The sequence below is a fragment of the Emcibacter sp. SYSU 3D8 genome, assembly GCF_039655875.1.
In the GTDB taxonomy this organism is placed as follows: domain Bacteria; phylum Pseudomonadota; class Alphaproteobacteria; order SMXS01; family SMXS01; genus RI-34.
The window spans coordinates 646575-668402 of record NZ_JBBYXK010000002.1; the positions used below are offsets into that span (position 1 = coordinate 646575).

The following is a 21828-nucleotide window of genomic DNA, read 5'->3' on the forward strand; positions in this document are numbered from 1 at the left end:
TCATTGAGTCTGGCGCGGACCCTCATCATTGCTGCGTTGATCGTCGCGGCCGGCTACGGCACGACCGTGCTCTGGCGCGCCCTGGAGCGGCCGGACAGCCGGCTGGAGACGGCCAGGTGCTGGTTCGACAACCCGGCGTCCCGCAGCGTCGAGTGCTATCGCTTCACCGCGCCCGAGAGTCGCGGCACCGCCAGCAATCGATCCATCCGCTTCCCGGTGGTGATCTTCCGCAGCCCGTCGACCCCGGAGGATGAGCCGCCCGTGCTGCATCTCATGGGTGGCCCGGGCCAGCCGGCCAGCATCGAGAACAACGATCAAATCAAGGGCTGGGCGCAGTTCCTCGATGGCGCGGTGTGGGCGCGCGACCGCGACCACATCGTCGTCGATACCAGAGGCGTGGGCGGATTGTCGGAGCCCCGATTGCGCTGCCCCATGCTGAGCGACGTGGGCTGGATATTGTCGCTGGAGACGCTGAAACGCACGCCCGGCGCCCGGGAAGCGGCCGTGCGCAAAATGGTCGAGAGCTGCCGGGCCGGTTTCGTGAACGAGGGCATCGATCTGGCCGCATACGATACGGCGAACGCGGCCACCGACCTCATCGACCTCCGGCACGCGCTGAAGCTGCCGTCCTGGTCGATCTACGGCATCTCCTACGGCACCCGGCTGGCGCTGGAGCTGATACGGCGCGATCCCGAGGGCGTGCATGCCGCCGTGCTGGATTCGCTCAGTCCGCCGGACGAGCCGACCATCGCCAGCCTGCTGCCGAACCTGGACCGCGCCCTCGGGCTGGTCTATGCCGACTGCGCCGCCCAGCCAGCATGCGCGGGCGCCTATCCGGATCTGTCCCGGGACATGGAGGCCGCCGTGGCGCGGCTGCGCGCGGCGCCAGTGGCCATGACGGTGAAACAGCCCGGCGGAACCCGCACCCTGCAAGTGGTGCTCGATGACGCACTCTATCTGCAGATCGTGGAATATGCGCTGGTCTCTGGATCATGGGTGCCCTTCCTGCCCGGCATCATCAACGACACCGCCAAGGGCGGCACCAGGCTGCTCGCACATCTGGCTGCCAGGCTGCTGTTTGACGATTATTGGCAGCACGACGCCAACGCCCTGCTGCTGTCCACGCTGTGCCGCGAGGAAGTGCCGTTCAACACCAGCGCGGCGATGCGCCAGTCAGTCGATGCACATCCGCTGCTGCGGAACCTGGAGCCCGACGCATTGCTGTTTGCCAGTTGCGCCTCCTGGCCGGTGGGCAAGGCGCCGGACACGTTCCGCGAGCCGGTGGTCAGCAACGTGCCGGCATTGCTTATCAACGGCGCCTACGACACCCGCACGCCGGCGGCGTACGCCGAACGCCAGGCAGCCCATCTGACCTATGTCTACCGTATCGTGCTGCCCAACCGGGGTCACTCGCCCAGTCCTTCCAGCAACTGCGCCAAGGCCGCGATCGATGGCTTCCTGGACAATCCGCTGAGCCCGGCACCCCCGGCATGCCTGCAGCACCAGCGCCCTCCCCGCTTCATGACACGCGGCGGCCCCGCCGACCGGATCGAACGGCTGTAGTTTCCGGGCACAACCGGACCGGCATCGATCCCGCCGTTCAGGCGTCGAGCACGTCACGGATCTTGTTGGCCAGCACGTCGCGCGTATAAGGTTTGGCCAGCAGGTCGACAAGGCCCGCTTCAAGCCGATCCAGCGCGCTCTGCTGTCCCTCGGCGTAACCCGACATCAGCAGCGCCCGGCAGCCTTGGACCCGGCCCATCACGGCCATCACCACGTCGGGACCGCTCATGCCCCTGGGCAATGAGACATCGCTGAGGACAAGATTTGGATGGATCTGGAATTCGTCGATGAGCCTGAGCGCATCGGGTCCATCGCCCGCCGAATAGACCTCATAGCCCAGATTGGTGAGCACCTTCACAAGCGAGCGCCGGACCGTGGGCTCGTCTTCGACCACCAGTATCGTCTCCGACCCGCGCGGCAGCGCCGTGGATGGATCCACCCGGGCCTTCTCGACCACTGCTGTCTCGGCCGGCGGAAAGTACAGCCTGACGGTGGTCCCGGCGCCTTCCGCGCTTTCGAGTTCGACGTGTCCGCCCAACTGCTTCACCAGCCCATAGACCATGCTCAGCCCCAGCCCGCTGCCCTTGCCGGATTCCTTGGTGGTGAAGAATGGCTCGAACGCACGCTCGGAGACTTCGGGCGGCATACCGCGCCCCGTATCCGTCATTGACAGCATCACATAATTTCCCGCCGCCACCGCGGAACCGTCGCCGGCATCGCGCGCGTTCAAGGTGACGTTCCGGACATCGATCAGCAATTCGCCGTGATCCGGCATCGCGTCCCGCGCATTGATCGCCAGATTCAGCATGGCGTTTTCGAGCTGGCTGCGGTCAGCCAGGGCAGGCCGCAGGCCGTCGGCCTGGGTGGTTCTGATCGTAATGGCGTCGCCAAGCGTCCGCTGGAGCATGCCCGTCATCTCCATGACGGTTGCGCCGACATCGACCGATTCCGACTGCAGCGCCTGATCCCGCGAGAACGCAAGCAGGTAGCGCGTCAGCTCGGCGCCGCGCTCGACGGTCCGCATGGAGGCCTTAACGAATTCCTCGCTTTCCATGTCGCCCGCAGTGCGGCTCCGGAGAAGCTCGAGATTCATTTGCAGGCCCATCAGCAGATTGTTGAAATCGTGCGCAACGCCGCCCGCCATCTGGCCGAGCGTCTGGATTCTCTGAGCCTGCTGCGCCCTGCTTTCGGCCTGCTTGCGGTCCGTGATGTCCAGTGACCAGCCAAGCAGCCGCGCCGGCTTTTCGCCGGGGGCGCTCACCAGGAAAACATCCGTTTCCACCCAGCGCCGGGTGCCATCGGGCAGCATTGCCAGCGCTTGGACGGGCTGCACGTTCTTCTGGCCCTCCATGACTGCCGTTGCCGCCACCGCCAGGCGCTGACGGTCTTCCGCGCCATAGATCTCAAGGCCTTGCTGCACGCTGAATATGGCGCCGTCGCTGGAGCCGCGCGAAAAAAGCGGCTCTCCGCCGAGGATGCGAAAGTGACCTGCTTCCGGAATCGCCTCCCACACCACCATCTTGGCGTGCTTGGATACGAACGCGAATACTTCCCTGCCGGCCTCGAGACGCCGCAATTCGTCGCGCTGGATGCTGATGTCGAAGAAAACCCCCAGGATGCCGAGCAGCTTGCCGTGCTCGTCCTCGACGGTGTTCGCGCTGACATAGAGATCGACGGGTGCACCATCGGTGCGTCTGGCGACCAGTTCACCGGAATAGGTCTTCTCCTGGACAAGCCGTGCGACGAAGGCCTGCGACCCCTCCATATCTTCCCAGAACTTGGCCGCCCGCTTGCCGACGACCTCGCCGCGGTCCTTGAGGCCCCAGATCCGCAACGCGGTGTCGTTGGCGAAGACCACCCTGAACCTGGCATCAAGCACGACGAAGGCACTGGGACTGGCGACCATCCCTTTCAGGATCAGCCCGGCAGGCATGTCAGTCATGGCCCCGTCTCTCCAACCTCGAATCCCATCCGGGACTCCTCACGATCGGCCAATTCTGTCAGGTTTACATTCCCGGCGGGCATTAAGGCGGCGCGTTTGGACGGCTGCCGGAACATTCGAGACAAAGGGACCTTGCTGACGCAGAGATGGTGCCCCTGCATGGTAGGCGACGCCGTCCGTGCGGCGCAAGGTGCGTTTCCGTACTGATTCGGTACGCCGGCCCTTGGCCTCCGCCGCCGCCAACAGCCTTCGTTCGGCCTATGGGGAGCGCAGGCACTGGGCCAATGCGGGGCAGTCGCCGCACCCGCACACCACCCCCGCAGGCCAATTCCGTTTCGCGCAGACCCGTTCGTCCCAGTAGAGTTCAACGATCAGCGAAGGGGGACTGCGCATGGCGTGGTGGGACAGGCTATTCTCCACGGAAAATTATATGCCGCACGGGCACTGCTATCTCTGGGAGCCGCATATCCTGTGGCTCCATGTGATTTCGGACGCGGCTATCGGCCTGGCCTACTTTTCCATCCCGATCGTGCTGATGCTGTTCTCTCGCCGCCGAAGCGACCTGAAACTGAACGCCATCTTCTATGCCTTCTCGGCCTTCATTCTTGCCTGCGGCGTGACGCATTTCTTCTCGGTCTACACCGTCTGGAACCCCGCATATCTGCCGGAGGGCCTGCTCAAAGCCCTGACGGCGGCGATCTCGATGGTCACCGCGGCGGCGCTGTGGCTGGTCCTGCCCCGGCTGGTGGCGCTGCCAAGCCCGGCCAAACTGGCGGCGGCCAATGCCCAGCTGAACGAGGAAATCCAGACCCGCTGGGAACTGGATCGGCAGATCACCGCCCAGAACGCCGAGCTTCGGGCCAGCAACAGATTACTGGCCATGCGCGAATACGCGCTCGACCACGCCGCCGGGGCTATCGCCATGGCCGACCTGAAGGCCAATATCACCTATTCGAACCAGGCCTTCGCCACCCTTCTTGGCGTCGCCCGGGTGTCCGACCTGGTGGGACGTAATGCCCTGGAGTTCCTGCCGGAGGGCAGCGCCGCGCTGGCCGACCTGCTGCGCAACGGGCAGTGGATCGGGGAAATCGGTGTCCTTCGGCCCAATGGCGAGACCCGCCAGGCCGCGGCCGCCGCCGGTCTCGTCGACTTTGGCGACGACAGCCCGAAACTGATCATGGCCTCGTTCCTCGACGTCACCGATACCCGCCAGGCACGCTCGGCCCTGCACGAAAGCGAGGCGCGCCTCGCCAACGCCCAGCGCATCGCCAAACTTGGCAACTGGGACCTGACCCTGGCCGACGGCAGCACCAGCTGGTCGGCGGAAATCTATCATATCTTCGGCGTGGCGCCGGGATCGGAGCCGTTCGACATGGACCAGACTCTGGCGCTGATCCATCCGGGAGACCGTGCGGCGGTTCGCGCCGGCTTCGAAAAATGCCTGGTGCCCGGCAACGGCCCGGCCTCGTGGCAATTCCGCATCGTTCGACCAGACGGCGTCATCCGGCACGCCTCCAGCCAGGCCGAAGCGGTGTTTGATGCCGCCGGAAAGCCGGTGCGGGTCTCAGGCACGATGCAGGACGTGACCGATCAGGTGGTCGCCGAGAGCGCCACGCGCCGCACCGAGGCCTTCCTCGACCAGATCATCGAAAATATCCCCGCCATGCTGTTCGTCAAGGATGCCGAGGACTTGCGGTTCCTGACCATCAACAAGTCAGGCGAGGAGCTGCTGGGCGTACCGCGCTCCGAACTGATCGGCAGGAACGACGCGGACTTCTTTCCACCGGATCAGGCAAAGGCCTTCACCCAGGCGGACCGGTCCGTGCTGGCCGGACGGCGGCCCGTCGTGATTCCCGAAGAGGTCATTCAGACGCGGGAAAAAGGCGAGCGCCTGCTGCGTACCATCAAGATTCCGGTCTATGACGAGGAGGATCAACCACTCTACCTGCTTGGCTTCTCGGACGACATCACCGAGCGCAAGCAGCTCGAGCTGCAGTTCCGCCAGGCCCAGAAAATGGAAACCGTGGGCCACCTGACCGGCGGCGTCGCGCACGATTTCAACAACGTGCTGATGGCCATGCAGATCAATCTGGAAGTGGTGGAGGAACGGGTACAGTCCGACGCCGAAGCATCGGAATGTATTCGCATGGCGCTGGGCGCCGTGCAGCGCGGCGCCGACCTGACCGCGCGGCTGCTGGCGTTTTCGCGCCGTCAGCCGCTCCGGCCCAAAGTGGTCAACGTCAATGTTCTGATCCGCGAAATGATGCGCCTGCTGCACCGGGCCCTGGAGGAGGACCTCGACGTGGAAACGGTGCTTACCGCCGGCATCTGGTCCATCGAGGTCGACCAGGCGCAGTTGGAAAACGCCCTGATCAACCTGGCGGTCAATGCCCGCGACGCCATGCCCGAGGGCGGCAAGCTGACCATCGAGGCCGGCAATACCCGGCTGGACGATGACTATGTCCGCGACTTTGACGACGTCCGGCCGGGCCAGTACGTCATGATCGCGGTTTCCGATACCGGCCAAGGCATGGAGCCAGACGTACTGGAGCGAGCCTTCGATCCGTTCTTCACCACCAAGGATGTCGGCAAGGGCAGCGGCCTTGGCCTCTCCATGGTTTATGGCTTCGTCAAGCAGTCCGGCGGCCATGTGAAGCTGTACAGCGAGGTCGGCCATGGCACCACCGCGAAGCTGTATTTCCCGCGGGTGACCGCCTCGGCCAAGGCAGCGGCCGACGAGACACCGCGCGACATACCGGCAGGGCAGGGCGTGGTGCTGCTGGTCGAAGACGATTCCTCGGTGCGCCGGTCGGTGACGCACGCATTGAGGGCGGCCGGGTACACCGTGCATGCGGCCGAGGCCGGCGCCGAGGCGATTGCGCTTGTCGAGGGCGGGCTGCGGCCGATCCTGCTGCTGGCCGACGTGGTGCTGCCGCGCGGCATGAGCGGCAGCGACGTATCGGCGGCGGTGAACCGGCTCGTGCCCGGCTGCCGTACATTGTACATGTCCGGCTACACCGACAACGCCATCGTCCACCATGGACGGCTCGACCCGGGCGTGGTGCTGATCTCCAAGCCGTTCACCAGGCAGGCATTGGCGGCCAAGGTTCGCGAGGTGCTGGAGGCGGGCGGCTAGGTCAGCCGTTCCAAAGGTCGTAGACGGGATCATCCGGCGCGCGCGCGCCGCGCAGCGGCAGGCTGGCGAAAACGCCCTTGTCCCATTGGGCCGTGGTCGGGCGGTTGACGTTCCAGTCCAGCACGAAGGCCCGCCCGGTCAGCTTCCACACGCCGCCGCGCCGCTCGAAACGGTCGAGGAACCGGCCGCCGATCATCCGGTCGACGGTGCCCGACTTGCGCGGCAGCACCTCGATGCGCGCCACCTGCGTTTCGCCGACCGCCCGGTCGCCGCTGACTTCGTAATAGTCGGTGCCGATCAGATGGGTGAGCCGCTCGAAGCGGTCCCGTATGCCGGCCCAATAATCACAAAAGCCCTCGAACCCGCCCGAGAATTCACCGTAGGAAATCTTGGCGTCCGGATGCCACAGACTGCGCATGAGCGCATCGTCGGCCCGGTCGGCCGCGCGGCAATAGGCCGTGTTGATCTCGTGCAGCGCCTGTTTCGATACCGCCTTGTCGATGGCGGCGGCCCGGTCGGCGACCGGCGGCGCCGCGGCCGTACCGGCGTCACCGCCCGCCCACGCGTCCAGCATGCGGGTTGCCGGATCCTTGTCGCCGCGTCCGCCAAGCGGAATGCCTGCATATTGCGGGCTCGCCGTATCCATGGACCAAGGCAGGTTGATGTTCCAGTCGAGCACGAAAGTGCGGTGCACGATCTTCCAGCCGCTATCCCGCCGCTCGAGCCGGTCCAGATAACGCCCGCCCATCAGCCGTTGCATACGGCCGCCCTCGTCCTCCTCGTCGCGGTAGCCCAGGCCGTAGCTCTCGGCCACCGCCGTGTCGCCGTCGATCCTGATCCAGATGTTCGACGTGCGGTGGGTGGTCGGCGGCCGCTCGAGGGGCGCGCCCGTCACCATGGTGCAGAAATCCGCCGCCAGGCCGGCGAAGACACCGTATTCCACGGTCGCGCCCGGGTGATAGCAGGCGCTCATCAGCGCATTGTCCGACCGGTCGATACCTCGGCCATGGGCGGCAAGCACCTGTTCGATCGCGTGCTTGTCGGCAAGTTCCCGGAGCGCCGCCTCCAGCGCCGCACTCATTGGAACAGCCCGCTATAGAGCAGGTCGGCAGGCTTGCGGTCGCCGCGCACGCCAAACCGCAGGTGCCATTGGGCGGTGGACGGATTGTTCATGTTCCAGTCCATCACCAGCATGAGATGGGCGTATTTCCAGACACCGTCGCGCCGCTCGAACTGGGCGGCATAACGCCCGCCCACGAAACCCTCGACCCCATTGCCATCCGCATCGTAGCTGAACGCCGAGAACAGATAATATTCGCCAGCCGCCCGGTCGCCCCTGATATCGAACCATTCGTTGGCGAGGCTGTGCGCCGTCCGCTTCAGCGAGCCCATGACGTCGAGGACGCGCGGGCAGAATTCGGCGGCGCTGGTCTCCAGGATCCCGAATGACGCCACGGCGTCCGGATGGAACAGGCTGGTCAGCAAGGGCAGGTCGCACCGGTCGAGCGCACGGCCATACAGCGCGTTGAGGTCGTGCAGCGCCTGGCGCGCAAGCACGGCATCGAGTGGATCGCTCGCACCCTGTCCCTTGGGCATGGCAACACTCCCCGTTCACAGCGCTCCTGCTCCCCAGCGAAACGCTTCCCGTCCGACCTAATGCGTGGCCCGCCGAAATGCCGCGTCGTGGCCATTGCCACGACGCATCGTTGAAAGATTATAGCAATCGGAACGGCAGCGCGACGAGTTCGCGCGTGCCGGGGTTCAGCCCTTGGCCGCCGCCGCGGCCGCCGCCATGCCCTCCAGCACCAGCTGCTGGGTTTCCTCGACGTCGAGCCATTTGGCGATGGTCACCCACTTGCCCTTTTCCAGATCCTTGTAGTGCTGGAAGAAATGGCCGATCTGCTCGACCAGGATCGGCGGCAGGTCGCGGTAGGACTTGATGCCGGTGTAGAACGGGTGCAGCGCATCGACCGGCACGGCGAGAATTTTCTCGTCGGCGCCGGCCTCGTCCTGCATGACCAGCGCACCGATCGGCCGGCAGCGGATCACCGCGCCCGGCACCACCGGCACCTGGCTGATCACCACCACGTCGCAGGGGTCGCCGTCGTTGGACAAGGTCTGCGGAATGAAGCCGTAATTGCCCGGATAGTACATGGCGGTGTGCAGGAACCGGTCCACGAACAGGGCGCCCGACTCCTTGTCGAGCTCGTACTTCACCGGCACGCCGCCCAGCGGAATTTCTATGATCACGTTGAGGTCGCTGGGCGGATTGACGCCGGCGGAAATCTTGTCGAGGTTCATCTGCGCTCCTTGGTCGTATTTCCGGCGGTGCGGAGCAGCCAACGGCCACACCACGCCTGGGGACACCCCCAGACGCTGCCCACCGTTTCGCGCAGCTTGTTAGCGGTTAGGGCGGCCAATTGACAGCCCGAAGTGCCGCTCAGGCCCCGATCTTGCGGGCCATCTCCCATGCCTTTTCTGCAAGGGGCCGCGCCTGCCGGCCGGATTCGGTCGCCTTGGCGCTGGCCGCCGTGCCGGCCTTGACCCGTCCCATGATGCCCTGGGAAATCGCCGCCAGCCGGAAGATGTTGTAGACGAGGTAGTAATCCCAATTGTCGATGCCGTCGCGGCCGGTGCGCTCGCAATACATCCGGATGTACTCGTCCTCGGTCGGGATTCCGAGTTCGTGCACGTCGCGGTGGACGAGGCCGGTGGTGTTGGCCTGCGACACCAGGTGATAGGGCATGCAGTTGTAGCTGAAGTCCGCCATGGGATCGCCGATGGTCGACAGCTCCCAGTCCAGGATGCCGATCACCCGCGGCTCGGTGGGATGGAAGATCATGTTATCGAGCCGGAAGTCGCCGTGGACGACGCAGGGGCCGTGATCGGGCGGCAGATTGGCCGGCAGCCAGTCCATCAGCTTGTTCATGGCGTCGATCTCTTCGGTCTCGGACAGCCGGTACTGCTTCGACCAGACATGGATCTGGCGGGCGATGTAGTCGCTGGCCTTGCCGAAATCCTCGAGCCCGATGGCGCGGAAGTCGGCCTTGTGCAGCCGGGCCAGCGCGTCGACCATGCCCTCGTAGATGGCGAGGCGGCCTTCCTTGGGCACCTCGGGCAGGTCCGGCGTCCAGAAGATGCGGCCTTCCATGAAATCCATGATGTAGAACCAGGTGCCGACCACCGAATCGTCGGTGCACAGCGCATAGGTCTTCGGCACGGGCACGTCGGTCTTGCCCAGCGCGGTGATCACCTTGTACTCGCGGTCGACGGCGTGGGCCGACTTCAGCAGCTCGCCCGGCGGCTTGCGGCGCATGACATAGCGCTTGCCGCCGGCGTCGAGCAGGAAGGTGGGATTGGACTGGCCGCCCTTGAACTGGGCAACGTCCACCTGGCCGGAGAAGCCCTCGACGTTCTTCTCCATGAACGCCTGCAGCTTCGCCACATCGAAGCGGTGCTGCTCGCGCACCTCCTGGGTGCCGGAAAATTCGGTCGCGCGGTCGATCGCCATGCCTGTCCCCGTGATGCAGGTTCGTTGTGCCCGGCGGGCATGGCCTTTTTTAGCGCAAATCGCCGGGGTGTAAAGCGGCTGGCCTGCGTCACTGTCCCTATTCGACGACGCCGGGTGTGCCTGATTGTGCCATCACCGAAGGCGTGCTCGCAGTGGCCGACGGGCTCTGGGGACTGACGTGAACTACCGCCCGACCGCCCGCCAGCCGATATCGCGGCGGCAGAAGCCTTCGGGCCAGTCCAGCTTGTCGATGGCGGCATAGGCGCGCTGCTGGGCCTCGGCGATGGTCGTCCCCATGGCGGTAACGCCCAGCACCCGGCCGCCGGTGGCGACGACCTTGCCGTCCCGCAGCGCGGTGCCGGCGTGGAATACCTGCACGCCATCCGCCTTGGCCGCCTCGTCCAGGCCGCCGATGACGGTGCCCTTGTCGTAGTCGCCCGGATAGCCGTTCGCCGCCATCACCACGGTGAGCGCCGGCTCGTCGCGCCAGCGCAGGTCGAAATTGGCGAGCTGGCCGTCGGCCGAGGCGATCAGCGCGGGCAGGATGTCGGATTTGAGCCGCATCATCAGCACCTGGCATTCCGGGTCGCCGAAACGGGCGTTGTATTCGATCAGCTGCGGGCCGTTGTCGGTGATCATCAGCCCGGCGAACAGCACGCCGCGGAACGGGCGGCCTTCGGCGTTCATCGCCGCGACGGTGGGACGGATAATCGTCTCCATCACCGCGTCGATCACCTTCCGGGTCATCACCGGCGCGGGCGAGTAAGCGCCCATGCCGCCCGTATTCGGGCCGGTGTCGCCGTCGCCGACGCGCTTGTGGTCCTGGGCGGTGGCGAGCGCGAGAGCGTGCTCGCCGTCAACCAGCGCGAAGAAGCTGGCCTCCTCGCCGATCAGCCATTCCTCGATCACCACCTCGGCGCCGGCCGCGCCGAACCGGCCGCCGAAGATGTCGTCGATGGCGGCGATGGCCTCGGCATCGGTCTCGGCCATGATCACGCCCTTGCCGGCCGCGAGACCGTCGGCCTTCACCACGATCGGCGCGCCCTTTTCGGCGACGAAGGCCTTGGCGGCCGCCGCGTCGCCGAACCGGCCATAGGCAGCGGTGGGCATACCGTATCTGGCGCAGAGATCCTTGGTGAAGCCCTTCGAGCCTTCCAGCACGGCGGCGTAGGCGCGCGGACCGAAGGCCTTGATACCCGCTGCGTCCAGCCGGTCGACCAGGCCGAGCACCAAAGGCTGCTCCGGCCCGACGACGACGAAGTCGATGTGATTGTCCCGGCAAAAGCCGACGATGCCGTCCAGGTCGTCGGCGGCGATGGCCACGCATTCGGCTTCCTGCGCGATGCCGCCGTTACCGGGCGCGCAATACAGCTTCGTGCACAGGGGCGAGGCCGCTATGGCCCAGCAAAGGGCGTGCTCACGGCCGCCCGAGCCGACAACGAGAACCTTCATGCTGCTCTTCTTTCATCCGGGGTGCGGCTCTTGTAGCATAGGTCCCCATGAGCACAAGTCCCACGGCCGGCGCGGCCCCGAACGTCCCCGAATATTCGGTCGGCGAACTCTCCAACGCCATCAGGAAGACGCTGGAGACCCGGTTCGACCACGTCCGCGTGCGCGGCGAGATCACCGAGTTCATGGCCGCCCGGTCGGGCCATCTCTACATGTGCCTGAAGGACGAGTCCGCCAAGGTGAAGGCGGTGATGTGGAAGGGCACGACCAGTCGTCTGACCTTCCGGCCCGAGGACGGGCTGGAGGTGCTGGTGACCGGAAAACTCACCACCTACGGCCCCCGGTCCGAATACCAGCTGGTGATCGAGAACATGCAGCCGGCGGGCGCCGGCGCGCTGATGGCGCTGCTGGAGGAGCGCCGGAAGAAGCTGGCGGCCGAGGGCCTGTTCGACGCCGGCCGCAAGCGGCCGATCCCCTATCTGCCGGCGGTGATCGGCGTGGTCACCTCGCCCACAGGGGCCGTGATCCGCGACATATTGCACCGCCTGGCCGACCGCTTTCCGCGCCACGTATTGCTGTGGCCCGTGCTGGTCCAGGGACCGGACGCCGCGGCGCAGGTGGCCGCCGCCATCAATGGCTTCAACGCCATCGAACCGGGCGGCACGGTGCCGCGGCCCGACGTCCTGATCGTGGCGCGCGGCGGCGGAAGCCTCGAGGATCTGTGGGCGTTCAACGAGGAGATCGTGGTGCGCGCCGCCGCTGCCAGCCAGATCCCGCTGATCTCGGCCGTGGGCCACGAGACCGACACCACCCTGATCGATCATGCTTCCGACCGGCGCGCACCGACGCCCACCGCCGCCGCCGAAATGGCCGTGCCGGTGCGCGAGGACCTGCTCGATCGCATTGCCGGGCTGGAGCGCCGGCACCGGCAGGGCACGCGCCGGCTGATGGAGGAGCGCCGCACCGCCCTGACGGCGGCGGCGCGGGCGCTACCTGATCTCAACGCCATTCTCGGCCTGCGCCAGCAGCGTTTCGACGAGCTGTCCGAGCGCCTGCCGCGCGCGCTCGTCGCCAACACCCAGGCACTCCGGCATCGGCTGGCCGACGTGGCAGGCGGCCTGCGGCCTTCGCTGTTGCGCGGAGGAGCGCAGCAGGCCGACCGGACGCTGACCGAACAGGCCGCCCGGCTGCCCCGCGCCTTGCAGGCCAATATCCAGGGTCACCGGCACCGCCTTGGCCAGGCGTCGGCGGGGTTGCGGCCCGCGCTGGTCAGCGGCCGCATGGCCGATGCGGGGCGCGTGCTGAACGACCGCGCAGGCCGGCTGGCGCCGGCGGTAGCGCGCGCGCTGGAGCAGCGCACGGCGGCGCTTGCCGCCGCCGCGCGGGTGCTTGACAGCCTGAGCTACCAGAACGTGCTGAAGCGCGGCTACGCGGTGATCCGCGACGCCGACGACCGGCCGGTGACTGAAAGCAGGGCCGTATCGCCCGGTGACGGGCTGAGCATCGAGTTCGCCGATGGCCGCGCCCATGTGCTGGCGACCGGCGAGGGCGCGCCGCCGCGCGCGGCGCCGAAGAAGAAGCCGCCCGCGGCCATTCCGCAGGGAGACCTGTTCTGAGGCTGTTGCTCGCCGCAATGCTGTTCCTCGCCATCGCCTGCCCCGCGCACGCCGGGTTGCGTCTCGATGGCCAGATGACCCAGGGCGGCATGATCATCGGCCATGCGGATCCCGGTGCGGCTGTGGTGCTGGACGGGCAACCCGTGCGCGTTGCGCCCGACGGCCGCTTCGTATTCGGCTTTGGCCGCGACGCGCCGCCATCGGCCGTGCTGCAGGTGTCCTCGCCCGACGGTCAGACCGAACAGCGCATACTTGCGATTGCCCAGCGCCGCTGGGACATACAGCGGATCGACGGCCTTCCGCCCTCTAAAGTGACGCCGCCGCCCGGCCTGGCCGAGCGGCTGAAACGGGAACGGGCCGCCATCGGCGCGGCCCGCCGGCATGTCAGCGACGCCATGTTCTGGGCCGAGACGCTGGTATGGCCGTCGAGGGGAAGAATCTCGGGCGTCTACGGCAGTCAACGTATTCTCAACGGCGTGCCCAAGCAGCCACATTATGGCGTCGACGTCGCCGGACCGAAGGGATCGCCGGTGTCGGCACCGACCGCCGGTATCGTGACGCTGGCCGAGTCCGATTTCTATTACGAGGGCGGCATTGTCATCATCGACCACGGCTACGGCGTTTCCTCCACCCTGATCCACATGGAGCGGGTCGACGTCAAGACAGGCGAATCAGTCGGGCAGGGCCAGCGAATCGGGCTGCTGGGGGCGGCGGGACGCGCGTCCGGACCCCATTTGGACTGGCGCATCAACTGGAATGGGGTCCGCCTCGACCCGGCGCTGGCAATTTCGCCCATGCCTGATAATTAGCCGCCGTAACCCGGCGGATGCTGCCTATTATTTCTTCTTTGTTGCAGTTGCTGGCTATTTTATGTGCATTTTGATGCGTTGCAATACCGCAACAGCGAAGCGCAAATGCAGCATGAAATCCCTAAAAACTTTCATAAAGCGTTGACCTGCCTCATTCCTGGGTCCATTCCGCAATGCGACATGCCGAGTTGGCACGTCTCTTGAGTATAAACATTTAGAGCGCAGACACCCTGCTCTGAGACACTAGAAAACGCACCCCGAAGGGTAAGGAAGGACACATGATGAAGTTCACGAAGGCAATCGCGCTGGCCGCACTGGCCGCCGGCATCATCACGACCAGCGGCCCGGCCATGGCCGAAACCGCGGCGGAGCCCGATTTCAGCTTTAGCGGCAACATTGCGATCACCAATGATTACGTGTTCCGCGGCTTCACCCAGACCAACGAGGATTTCGCCGTACAGGGCGGTTTCGACCTGGCCCACAAGAGCGGCCTGGCCGTTGGCGTCTGGGCGTCGAACATTGAGTTCCTGGACGAGACGGGCGGCAATTCCACGTCGGTCGAAGTCGATCTGTATGCCAGCTATTCCGGCACCTTCGGCAACAGCATCTTCGGCTATGAAGTCGGCGCCATCTACTACATGTATCCCGGAGACCCGTCGGGCAGCGACTACGCCTATTGGGAGTTCTGGGGCAAGGTCAGCGCCGATTTCGGTTTCGCCTCGGTGGGTACCGGCATCGTCTATTCGCCTGACTTCTTCGGCGGCGCGGGCGACATGATCAACGTGCCGCTCGATGTGAGCGTGCCGATTCCCCTCGGCAGCGACCGGTTCGGCCTGAGCGTCAGCGGCCAGCTCGGTTACAACGAGTACACCAATGCGGGCGTGACCTGGGACGGCGTCCACGACAGCTACCTGAACTGGAACATCGGTCTGACCCTGAGCATCACCGACTGGTTCGACGTGGATGTCCGGTATCACGACACCGATCTGGACAACGTCTACTGCCACAAGCTTTGCGACGAGCGCGTCACCGTCATGGTCAGCCGCTCGATCTGATTACCTAGACAAGCCAGCCAGCTTCTCTCCCAACTGGGCCCGGGACCGGAGACGGTCTCGGGCACTTTTCTTTTGGGGATGGCGGCGACGCTCAATCCTTCTTGGGAAGCTTCGGCTCGAATTCGTGCAGCTTCGCGATCAGCTTGGGCTGGAGCACCGGATTGGCGGCGATGACGTTCTGGTTCTTCCCGCCCTTGCCGTGAAACACATAGGGCTGGCCGTCGCGATTGGTGCAGATGCCGCCCGCCTCCCGCAGGATCAGTTCGGCAGCGGCGATGTCCCAGTCGTTCTGCGGCTTCAGGTTGATGCAGGCATCGTGATCGCCGCGGGCGACCAAAGCCACCCGATAGGCGATGGAATTCACCATGTGGATTTTCACCGGGGGCCACGGCGTGCGCCAGTGGCGGTCGTCGAACATGGCGCGGTAGCTGATCATGCGCACATTTTTCAGCTCGGCATGATCGCTGACCCGGATCGGCTGGCCGTTGCAGGTCGCGCCGCCGCCCAGACTGGCCTCGAAGAATTCGTCGGTTGCCGGGTTGAACACGGCCCCCAACACCGCCTCGTCGCCATGCACCAGCGCGGCGCAGATCGTGAAATGGGGCTTGCGTTCGATGAACGCGCGGGTGCCGTCGATGGGATCGACCACCCAGGTAAAGGGCAGGCCCGGCGTGTGCGGCGAGCGCTCGGATTCCTCGGATAGCCAGCCGTCGTCGGGCAGGTCGCCCAGCAGCCGCTCGCGCAATAACGCGTCCACTGCCAGGTCGGCCTCGGTGACCGGGTCGTCGGCGGCCTTCTCCCATTTACGGGCGCCCTTGCGGAAATAATCCATGGCGAGGGCGCCCGCCTCGCGCACGGCGGCCAGCATCACCTGACGGCGAACACTGTGATCAACTTCCGGCAATGGTCATTCCGTCGATACGCATGGTGGGCGCGTTGACGCCGTACTTGAACACCAGGTCGTCGGCCGGAATGATGGCCTTGTACATGTCCCGCAGATTGCCGGCGAGGGTAAGGCCGGAAACCGGATAGGCCAGCTCGCCCTTCTCGATCCAGAAACCCGACGCGCCGCGGCTGTAATCGCCGGTGACGCCGTTGACGCCCATGCCGATCATCTCGGTGACATAGAAGCCGTCGTCGATGGCGCCGATCAGGTCCTTCACGCTGACCTTGCCCGGCGCCATGTAGAAATTGGTCGGGCCGGGTGCCGGAAGGCCGACGCCCCGGCTGGCGTGGCCGGTGCTCGCCAAATTGAGCTGTCGGGCCGAGGCGCTGTCCAACATCCAGGTGGTCAGCCTGCCGTCGTCGATGATGTTCTGGCGCCGGGTCGCCACGCCCTCGCCGTCGAACGGCTTCGAGCGCTGGCCGCGCGGCCGCAGCGGATCGTCGATGACATTGATGCCGGGCGCGAAGATCATCTCGCCCAGGCTGTTCTTCAGGAAGCTGGTGCCGCGCGCCACGGCGCTGCCGGAGATGGCGCCGGTGAGGTGGCCGAGCAGGCCGCCGGACACGCGCGGGTCGTACACCACGGGCACCTTCCTGGGCTTGACGCTGCGCGCGCCAAGGCGGCGGATCGTCCGTTCGGCGGCCCGGCGGCCGATATCGGCCGGGTCGGCCAGGTCCGAGCGGTGGCGGGCACTGTCATACTCGTAGTCGCGCTCCATGGCGGTGCCTTCGCCCGCCAGCACCGAGACGCCTACCGCGAAGCTGGTGTTCTCGTAGCTGCCGGCGAAACCGTGCGACGTGGCGATGGCGATCCGGCCGCGGCTCCAGCTTGCGCTGGCGCCTTCCGAATTGGTGATGCCGGAGACGGCGCGGGCCGCATCCTCGGTGGCGCGGGCCTGTTCGATCAGTTCCTCGGCGCCAGGCTCGGAATTATCGATCATGTCCAGGTTGTCAGGCCAGTTCTTGGCCAGCAGCGCCGGGTCGGCAAGGCCGGCGAACGGGTCTTCGGGGGCATAGCGTGCCATGTCGACGGCGCGCTGGGCGATCAGCTCGAGCGCCATGGGCGCCACGTCGCTACCCGAGACGATGGCTTGCTTGCGGCCGATCAGCACGCGCAGCCCCACATCGCGGCCTTCCGACCGCTCCAGATCCTCCATCTGGCCGAGACGGCATGACACGCCGAGCGAGGCGTTTTCGAGCAGCACGGCGTCGGCGTTTTCCGCGCCCGCGCGTTTGGCGAGATCCAGCAGCCTGGCCAGAATATCGAGGGATGGCCCGGTCTGGGTCATGACGTCTCCTTGGTGAAATTGACGGCGCTTACTATAGAGTGGTTTCGCCTGACGGGAATACCGGTTACCGAGTGGGAAGTTCGGCCGATCATGGCTATTGTCAATGTTGGCGGCAGGTAACCGTGCCCATGGCGCATTGCATAGACTCTGGTGTAAACTGCCGGTAACAAGAACCAAAAGCAGCCCTTTCTACGATGGCTCATCGCGACGCTGAAGCAACCCGCAAAAACATTCTCCAGGCCGTTGGCCGGGTTCTTTCCCGGGACGGCTTCACCGGCCTTGGCGTCAACGCCATCGCCAAGGAAGCCGGCATCGGCAAGCCGCTGATCTACCGTTATTTCGGCGGCTTGGCGCCATTGCTGGAAGAGTTCGGCAAGGACGCGCACTTCTGGCTGGCGGTCGCCGATATCTCGGCCGAGGCGCAGGACGAGACCGGCGGCAAGCAGATCGACGATTATGCCGAACTCGTGCGCCTGTCGATCACCTGCTACACCCGCATCCTGCGCCAGCGGCCCATGATGCAGGAAATCATGGCGTCGGAACTGACCGCGCCCCCTGAGCTGATCGAACCGCTGGCCCGCGCGCGGCGTGGCGCAGCGCGGGCATCGACCGGCAAGTTCATGCACGGCGTCGAGGCCCCCGAAGGGATCGACGCCGACGCGGTCTATGCGATTCTGCTGTCGGGTTTCCAGCACCTGGTGTTGCGCTCGCGGGTCGCCGAGGATTTCTGGGGCGTCCCGCTCCGCTCGGAGGAAGACTGGAAGCGGCTGGAGAAGGCGTTCGGCCTGCTGGTGCACGGCGTGTTCGATGCCCGCAGGAAACAGGTCCAGCCGGCCGACTGACCGCGCTTCCGCCCACGCCGGCTTCCTGCTAAACCCCGCGCCATGAGCCCACCGATCCTCGCCCTGAAGAATGCCGGCCTTACCTTCGGCCGCACGCCGCTGTTCAGCGGCGTAGAACTGGCCGTGTCGCCCGGCGACAAGATCTGCCTGGTCGGCCGCAACGGCAGCGGCAAGTCGACCCTGCTGAAGGCGCTGGCCGGCATCATCGACGTCGACACGGGCGAGCGCTTCGTCCAGCCCGGCACCAGGGTTGCCTACCTGCCGCAGGACCCGTCCCCCGACCAGAGCCTGACCGTCGCCGACTATGTTTCCGAAGGCCTCGATGCGGACCACCGCGAACAGCGGCAGTACCGTGTCCGCGACCTGCTCGGCACGCTGGGCCTCGATCCCGGGGCGCTGATCGGCACCCTGTCCGGCGGCGCGCTGCGCAAGGCGGCCATCGCCCGCGCCTTTGTCGGCGACCCCGACGTGCTGTTGCTGGACGAGCCCACCAACCACCTCGATATCGCCGTCACCCTCTGGCTGGAAAGGACCCTGGCGAGCACGCCCACCGCGCTGGTGCTGATCAGCCATGACAGGGCCTTCCTGCGCGCCGTCAGCAAACGCACCTTCTGGCTCGACCGGGGCAGCATGCGGGTCATGGAAAAGGGTTTCAGCGCGTTCGACGAATGGTCGGAGGCCGTCTTCGCCGAAGAGGAAGCGGTGCGGCACCGGCTGTCCAGGAAGATCGCCGAGGAAACCGAGTGGCTGCACAAGGGCGTCACCGCGCGGCGCAAGCGCAACCAGGGCCGGCTGCGCGAGTTGCATGTCCTGCGCGAGCGCCGCCAGAAGCAGCTCAAGCAGCCCGACAAGATCGAGCTGGACCTGACCGACGGCCCGCCGGCCGGCCGGCGCATCGTCGAGGCCCGCAACATCAGCAAATCCTATGACGGCAAGCTGATCATCGACGGCTTCTCGACCCGCATCATGCGCGGCGACCGGGTCGGCATCGTCGGCCCCAACGGCGCGGGCAAGACCACCCTGATCAAGCTGCTGACCGGCGAGATGCGCCATGACAGCGGCCAGATCAAGCTGGGCACCAACCTGGAAGTCGCCTATTTCGACCAGACCCGCGCCAAGCTGGATCCCAAGCAGACCCTGTGGGAAACCCTGACCGACGCGAAGAACGGCGGCGGCGGCGATTCGGTCAATGTCCAGGGCACGGTGCGCCATGTGGTCGGCTACCTGAAGGACTTCCTGTTCGACCCGGACCAGGCGCGCCAGCCGGTGGGCGCACTGTCCGGCGGCGAGAAGAACCGGCTGCTGCTGGCCAAGCTGTTCACCAAGGAATCCAACGTCCTCGTGCTCGATGAGCCGACCAACGATCTGGATATGGACATGCTGGACGTGCTTGAGGACATCGTCGCCTCCTATGCGGGCACGGTCCTGCTGGTCAGCCATGACCGCGATTTTCTCGATCGCATGGTGACCAGCACCATCAGCTTCGACCCCGACGGCAAGGTGCGCGAATATGCCGGCGGCTATTCGGATATGCTGAGCCAGCGCGGCGGCGAAAAAGCCATCCTGGCCACCCTGCCGCAGCCCGACCCGCCCGCCAGGCCCAGGCCCGCTGCGGCGCCGCGCCAGCCCGCCAAGGCGCGCATGACCTTCAGGGACCGGCACGAGCTGGAGAAGCTGCCGGGCGAGATCGAGGCGCTGGAGCGCGATATCGCCCGCATCGAGGGCCAGCTCGCCGATCCCGCCGGTCTTGACGTTGAGGGCATCGCCAGGCTGGCCAAGCTGCTGGAAACCGCGCAAAGATTGCGTGAACGCAAGCAGGACCGATGGCTGGAACTGGAAATGATGCGGGAGGATCTGGAAGGCGCGGCATAAGCCCGGCGCCTATGCCGCCCGGCGGCGCGTTCGTCACCTTCGCAGCCAGCGACGGCGCCGAGCTCCGCTATGCGCTGTGGCCGCGCGAGAGCGCCCGCGGCACCGTGACCCTGCTGGGCGGTTTCACCGAATTCATCGAGAAGCATTTCGAGACCGTCCAGGACCTGCTGGACCGCGGCTTCGCGGTCGCCGCCATGGACTGGCGCAGCCAGGGCCTGTCCCAGCGCAGCGTGTCCAACCCCCAGAAGATCCACGCCACCAGCTTCCGCCGCTATGCCGACGACCTGCAGGAGCTTCAGGAACGAATAGTCGGGCTGGCGTTGCCCGGACCGTATTTCATCCTCGCCCATTCCATGGGCGGCCACATCGCCTTGCGCTACCTGCACAACCGGCCGCCCGCCATCAGGGGCACAGTGCTGTCGTCACCCATGATCGACATCGCCCTGCCGGCACGGCTGCGCTGGGCCATCGGCGCCATTGTCAACGGCGCGGTCAGCCTGGGCTTCGATGAGGCCTATGCGCCCGGTGCCCGCGACTACGGCCCGTGGAAGCAGCAATTCGAGGGCAACACGCTCACTTCCGATCCGGTGCGCTTCGCCGATGCCCATTACTGGATTGCCAGGAACCCCGCACTGGCATCGGGCGGCGGCACCTATGGCTGGCTGAAGGCCGCGCTGCGCTCGATCAGACTGTTCGAAGACCGGGCCTATCTTGACCTGTTCCGCAGCCCCATCTGCCTGGTGCAGGCCGGCGCCGACAAGGTCGTCTCCAACACAGCCCAGGACCGGTTCGCCGAACGGGTACCGGCGTGCGAACTGCACCGCATCGAAGGCGCCCGGCACGAGCTGCTGAAAGAACGCGACGCGCTGCGCAACCAGTTCTGGGTTATCTTCGACGCGTTCGTGAGCAAACTCCTCTAGGGAGGGCTCACCCATCCCGGGCGGGGGCGCGGACAAGGCATACCGGCATCTGCCGGCGCGGAAGGAACGGAGATGAACGAGGCACGGCCGAATCGCAGGTTGCTGAAGCTGTGCGCGGCTGGCGCCGTCGGCATTCTGCTGGGACTGGCGATCACCGTCACACGCATCATCGCGACCGCGCCGACGCCAGAGGACGAATTGGCGGCCGCGCTCGACAACAACGCCGTCTTCCAGCTCGCTATCCGGCACGACCCATCATTGCGGGACGTATATCTGGCCCGGCTGAAGACGGCGTACGCGGCCGGCGGCATCGACGCATCCGCGTCGGAGGCCCATGCCATCGGCCAGGAGATCGGCCGCGCCTACTCGCCGATGCTGCTGGCGACAGCGTCCGATGCCGCGCTGGCCGACTTTCTCGATGTCACCACCGAATACCTGGCCGACGCATATGATTCAGACCCCGATGGTTGTTACGCGTTTGCCCGCGGGCACGTGGTGAATGGCAACGCGCCGTTGCCGCCGGACATCCGGAATCGGCTCGGGAATGTCATGCTGAACCTGGTTGCGACTGCGACCAGCGCGCCCGTGACCATGAGCCCCGACGAATGGATGGCGGGCCGGGCCAAGGTCGAGGAAATTCGGGCGTCGCTCGCCCAGGGCGAGGAAGCGGACCGGATGTATTTTGGCGGCCATGCCGGCAGGCCGGCGTCCAACGCCGCCGAGCGCAAGGGGACATGCCTGTTCCTTGCGCGGGTCTACCAGAAGCTGGGGCGGACCGACGCGCCGTTGCGCTACCTGGCGCTGCGCGCCATGTCCGCGCCAAAACCGCGCCCGAAACCGCAGGAGTCCTTCAAGGACAGCGTCTGAAGAAAACGGGTT

17 protein-coding genes are annotated in these 21828 nt (G+C 66.1%); 9 read left to right on the forward strand and 8 right to left on the reverse strand.

Annotated features, from left to right (window positions below; all coding sequences use genetic code 11):
- The first annotated feature begins 3 nt into the window (after positions 1 to 3).
- Positions 4 to 1563: an alpha/beta hydrolase gene (locus tag WJU21_RS08995; protein ID WP_346323069.1), complete on the forward strand. Its 1560-nt coding sequence runs from the start codon at positions 4 to 6 to the stop codon at positions 1561 to 1563.
- Between the two features lie 37 nt (positions 1564 to 1600).
- On the opposite strand, the gene WJU21_RS09000 is transcribed toward WJU21_RS08995, so the two are convergent.
- Positions 1601 to 3505: an ATP-binding protein gene (locus WJU21_RS09000; protein WP_346323070.1), complete on the reverse strand. Its 1905-nt coding sequence runs from the start codon at positions 3503 to 3505 to the stop codon at positions 1601 to 1603.
- A 430-nt stretch (positions 3506 to 3935) separates the two neighbouring features.
- On the opposite strand from WJU21_RS09000, the gene WJU21_RS09005 reads away from it, so the two are divergent.
- Positions 3936 to 6641 carry a PAS domain S-box protein gene (locus WJU21_RS09005; RefSeq protein ID WP_346323071.1) on the forward strand — a complete coding sequence of 902 codons (2706 nt, stop codon included), beginning with the start codon at positions 3936 to 3938 and terminating at the stop codon, positions 6639 to 6641.
- Position 6642: 1 nt separating this feature from the next.
- Here the strand turns inward: WJU21_RS09005 and WJU21_RS09010 are convergent, their stop codons facing one another.
- The 5 genes from WJU21_RS09010 to purD form a co-directional block, all read right to left on the reverse strand.
- On the reverse strand, positions 6643 to 7722 hold the full coding sequence (locus WJU21_RS09010; RefSeq protein WP_346323072.1) for a nuclear transport factor 2 family protein: 1080 nt from the start codon (positions 7720 to 7722) through the stop codon (positions 6643 to 6645).
- Complete coding sequence (locus tag WJU21_RS09015) at positions 7719 to 8237, reverse strand: nuclear transport factor 2 family protein (RefSeq protein WP_346323073.1); 519 nt, start codon at positions 8235 to 8237, stop codon at positions 7719 to 7721. The genes WJU21_RS09010 and WJU21_RS09015 overlap by 4 nt, the downstream gene beginning before the upstream one ends.
- Before the next feature lie 165 nt (positions 8238 to 8402).
- Positions 8403 to 8942 (reverse strand): inorganic diphosphatase, encoded by a 540-nt coding sequence (ppa, locus tag WJU21_RS09020; protein WP_346323074.1) that lies wholly within the window; start codon positions 8940 to 8942, stop codon positions 8403 to 8405.
- 139 nt (positions 8943 to 9081) lie between these two features.
- The gene (locus WJU21_RS09025; protein WP_346323075.1) at positions 9082 to 10152 is read right to left on the reverse strand and encodes a phosphotransferase; all 1071 of its coding nucleotides are present in this window, start codon (positions 10150 to 10152) and stop codon (positions 9082 to 9084) included.
- Positions 10153 to 10335: 183 nt separating this feature from the next.
- Positions 10336 to 11604, reverse strand: coding sequence for a phosphoribosylamine--glycine ligase (gene purD / locus WJU21_RS09030; protein WP_346323076.1), 1269 nt, complete (start codon positions 11602 to 11604; stop codon positions 10336 to 10338).
- Positions 11605 to 11651: 47 nt separating this feature from the next.
- Here purD and xseA point away from each other — a divergent pair, with 47 nt between their 5' ends.
- The 3 genes from xseA to WJU21_RS09045 all read left to right on the forward strand — a co-directional run bounded on the left by xseA (position 11652) and on the right by WJU21_RS09045 (position 15081).
- Positions 11652 to 13217 (forward strand): exodeoxyribonuclease VII large subunit, encoded by a 1566-nt coding sequence (gene xseA, locus WJU21_RS09035; RefSeq protein ID WP_346323077.1) that lies wholly within the window; start codon positions 11652 to 11654, stop codon positions 13215 to 13217.
- Between the two features lie 5 nt (positions 13218 to 13222).
- Positions 13223 to 14026 (forward strand): M23 family metallopeptidase, encoded by an 804-nt coding sequence (locus tag WJU21_RS09040; RefSeq protein ID WP_346323078.1) that lies wholly within the window; start codon positions 13223 to 13225, stop codon positions 14024 to 14026.
- A gap of 278 nt (positions 14027 to 14304) precedes the next feature.
- Positions 14305 to 15081 carry a TorF family putative porin gene (locus WJU21_RS09045; protein ID WP_346323079.1) on the forward strand — a complete coding sequence of 259 codons (777 nt, stop codon included), beginning with the start codon at positions 14305 to 14307 and terminating at the stop codon, positions 15079 to 15081.
- 91 nt (positions 15082 to 15172) lie between these two features.
- Here the strand turns inward: WJU21_RS09045 and WJU21_RS09050 are convergent, their stop codons facing one another.
- Together WJU21_RS09050 and WJU21_RS09055 are read right to left on the reverse strand one after the other, a co-directional pair.
- On the reverse strand, positions 15173 to 15985 hold the full coding sequence (locus WJU21_RS09050; RefSeq protein WP_346323080.1) for a 3'(2'),5'-bisphosphate nucleotidase CysQ: 813 nt from the start codon (positions 15983 to 15985) through the stop codon (positions 15173 to 15175).
- The gene (locus WJU21_RS09055) at positions 15972 to 17315 is read right to left on the reverse strand and encodes a TldD/PmbA family protein (protein WP_346323081.1); all 1344 of its coding nucleotides are present in this window, start codon (positions 17313 to 17315) and stop codon (positions 15972 to 15974) included. The genes WJU21_RS09050 and WJU21_RS09055 overlap by 14 nt, the downstream gene beginning before the upstream one ends.
- A 194-nt stretch (positions 17316 to 17509) precedes the next feature.
- On the opposite strand from WJU21_RS09055, the gene WJU21_RS09060 reads away from it, so the two are divergent.
- From WJU21_RS09060 to WJU21_RS09075, 4 genes are all read left to right on the forward strand, one after another.
- On the forward strand, positions 17510 to 18157 hold the full coding sequence (locus WJU21_RS09060; RefSeq protein WP_346323082.1) for a helix-turn-helix domain-containing protein: 648 nt from the start codon (positions 17510 to 17512) through the stop codon (positions 18155 to 18157).
- 42 nt (positions 18158 to 18199) lie between these two features.
- Positions 18200 to 20029 carry an ATP-binding cassette domain-containing protein gene (locus WJU21_RS09065; protein ID WP_346323083.1) on the forward strand — a complete coding sequence of 610 codons (1830 nt, stop codon included), beginning with the start codon at positions 18200 to 18202 and terminating at the stop codon, positions 20027 to 20029.
- 11 nt (positions 20030 to 20040) lie between these two features.
- Complete coding sequence (locus WJU21_RS09070; RefSeq protein ID WP_346323084.1) at positions 20041 to 20949, forward strand: alpha/beta hydrolase; 909 nt, start codon at positions 20041 to 20043, stop codon at positions 20947 to 20949.
- Between the two features lie 72 nt (positions 20950 to 21021).
- Positions 21022 to 21816: a hypothetical protein gene (locus WJU21_RS09075; protein ID WP_346323085.1), complete on the forward strand. Its 795-nt coding sequence runs from the start codon at positions 21022 to 21024 to the stop codon at positions 21814 to 21816.
- The last annotated feature ends 12 nt before the right edge of the window (positions 21817 to 21828 follow it).

Excerpts from the sequence above, each read along its gene's own strand:
- WJU21_RS09060 (WP_346323082.1), top strand. The coding sequence starts at position 17,510 with ATGGCTCATCGCGACGCTGAAGCAACCCGCAAAAACATTCTCCAGGCC.
- xseA (WP_346323077.1), top strand. The coding sequence starts at position 11,652 with ATGAGCACAAGTCCCACGGCCGGCGCGGCCCCGAACGTCCCCGAATAT.
- WJU21_RS09075 (WP_346323085.1), top strand. The coding sequence starts at position 21,022 with ATGAACGAGGCACGGCCGAATCGCAGGTTGCTGAAGCTGTGCGCGGCT.
- WJU21_RS09025 (WP_346323075.1), bottom strand. The coding sequence starts at position 10,152 with ATGGCGATCGACCGCGCGACCGAATTTTCCGGCACCCAGGAGGTGCGC.
- WJU21_RS09010 (WP_346323072.1), bottom strand. The coding sequence starts at position 7,722 with ATGAGTGCGGCGCTGGAGGCGGCGCTCCGGGAACTTGCCGACAAGCAC.
- purD (WP_346323076.1), bottom strand. The coding sequence starts at position 11,604 with ATGAAGGTTCTCGTTGTCGGCTCGGGCGGCCGTGAGCACGCCCTTTGC.
- WJU21_RS09000 (WP_346323070.1), bottom strand. The coding sequence starts at position 3,505 with ATGACTGACATGCCTGCCGGGCTGATCCTGAAAGGGATGGTCGCCAGT.
- WJU21_RS09015 (WP_346323073.1), bottom strand. The coding sequence starts at position 8,237 with ATGCCCAAGGGACAGGGTGCGAGCGATCCACTCGATGCCGTGCTTGCG.
- WJU21_RS09065 (WP_346323083.1), top strand. The coding sequence starts at position 18,200 with ATGAGCCCACCGATCCTCGCCCTGAAGAATGCCGGCCTTACCTTCGGC.
- WJU21_RS09070 (WP_346323084.1), top strand. The coding sequence starts at position 20,041 with ATGCCGCCCGGCGGCGCGTTCGTCACCTTCGCAGCCAGCGACGGCGCC.
- WJU21_RS09055 (WP_346323081.1), bottom strand. The coding sequence starts at position 17,315 with ATGACCCAGACCGGGCCATCCCTCGATATTCTGGCCAGGCTGCTGGAT.
- WJU21_RS09045 (WP_346323079.1), top strand. The coding sequence starts at position 14,305 with ATGATGAAGTTCACGAAGGCAATCGCGCTGGCCGCACTGGCCGCCGGC.
- ppa (WP_346323074.1), bottom strand. The coding sequence starts at position 8,942 with ATGAACCTCGACAAGATTTCCGCCGGCGTCAATCCGCCCAGCGACCTC.
- WJU21_RS09005 (WP_346323071.1), top strand. The coding sequence starts at position 3,936 with ATGCCGCACGGGCACTGCTATCTCTGGGAGCCGCATATCCTGTGGCTC.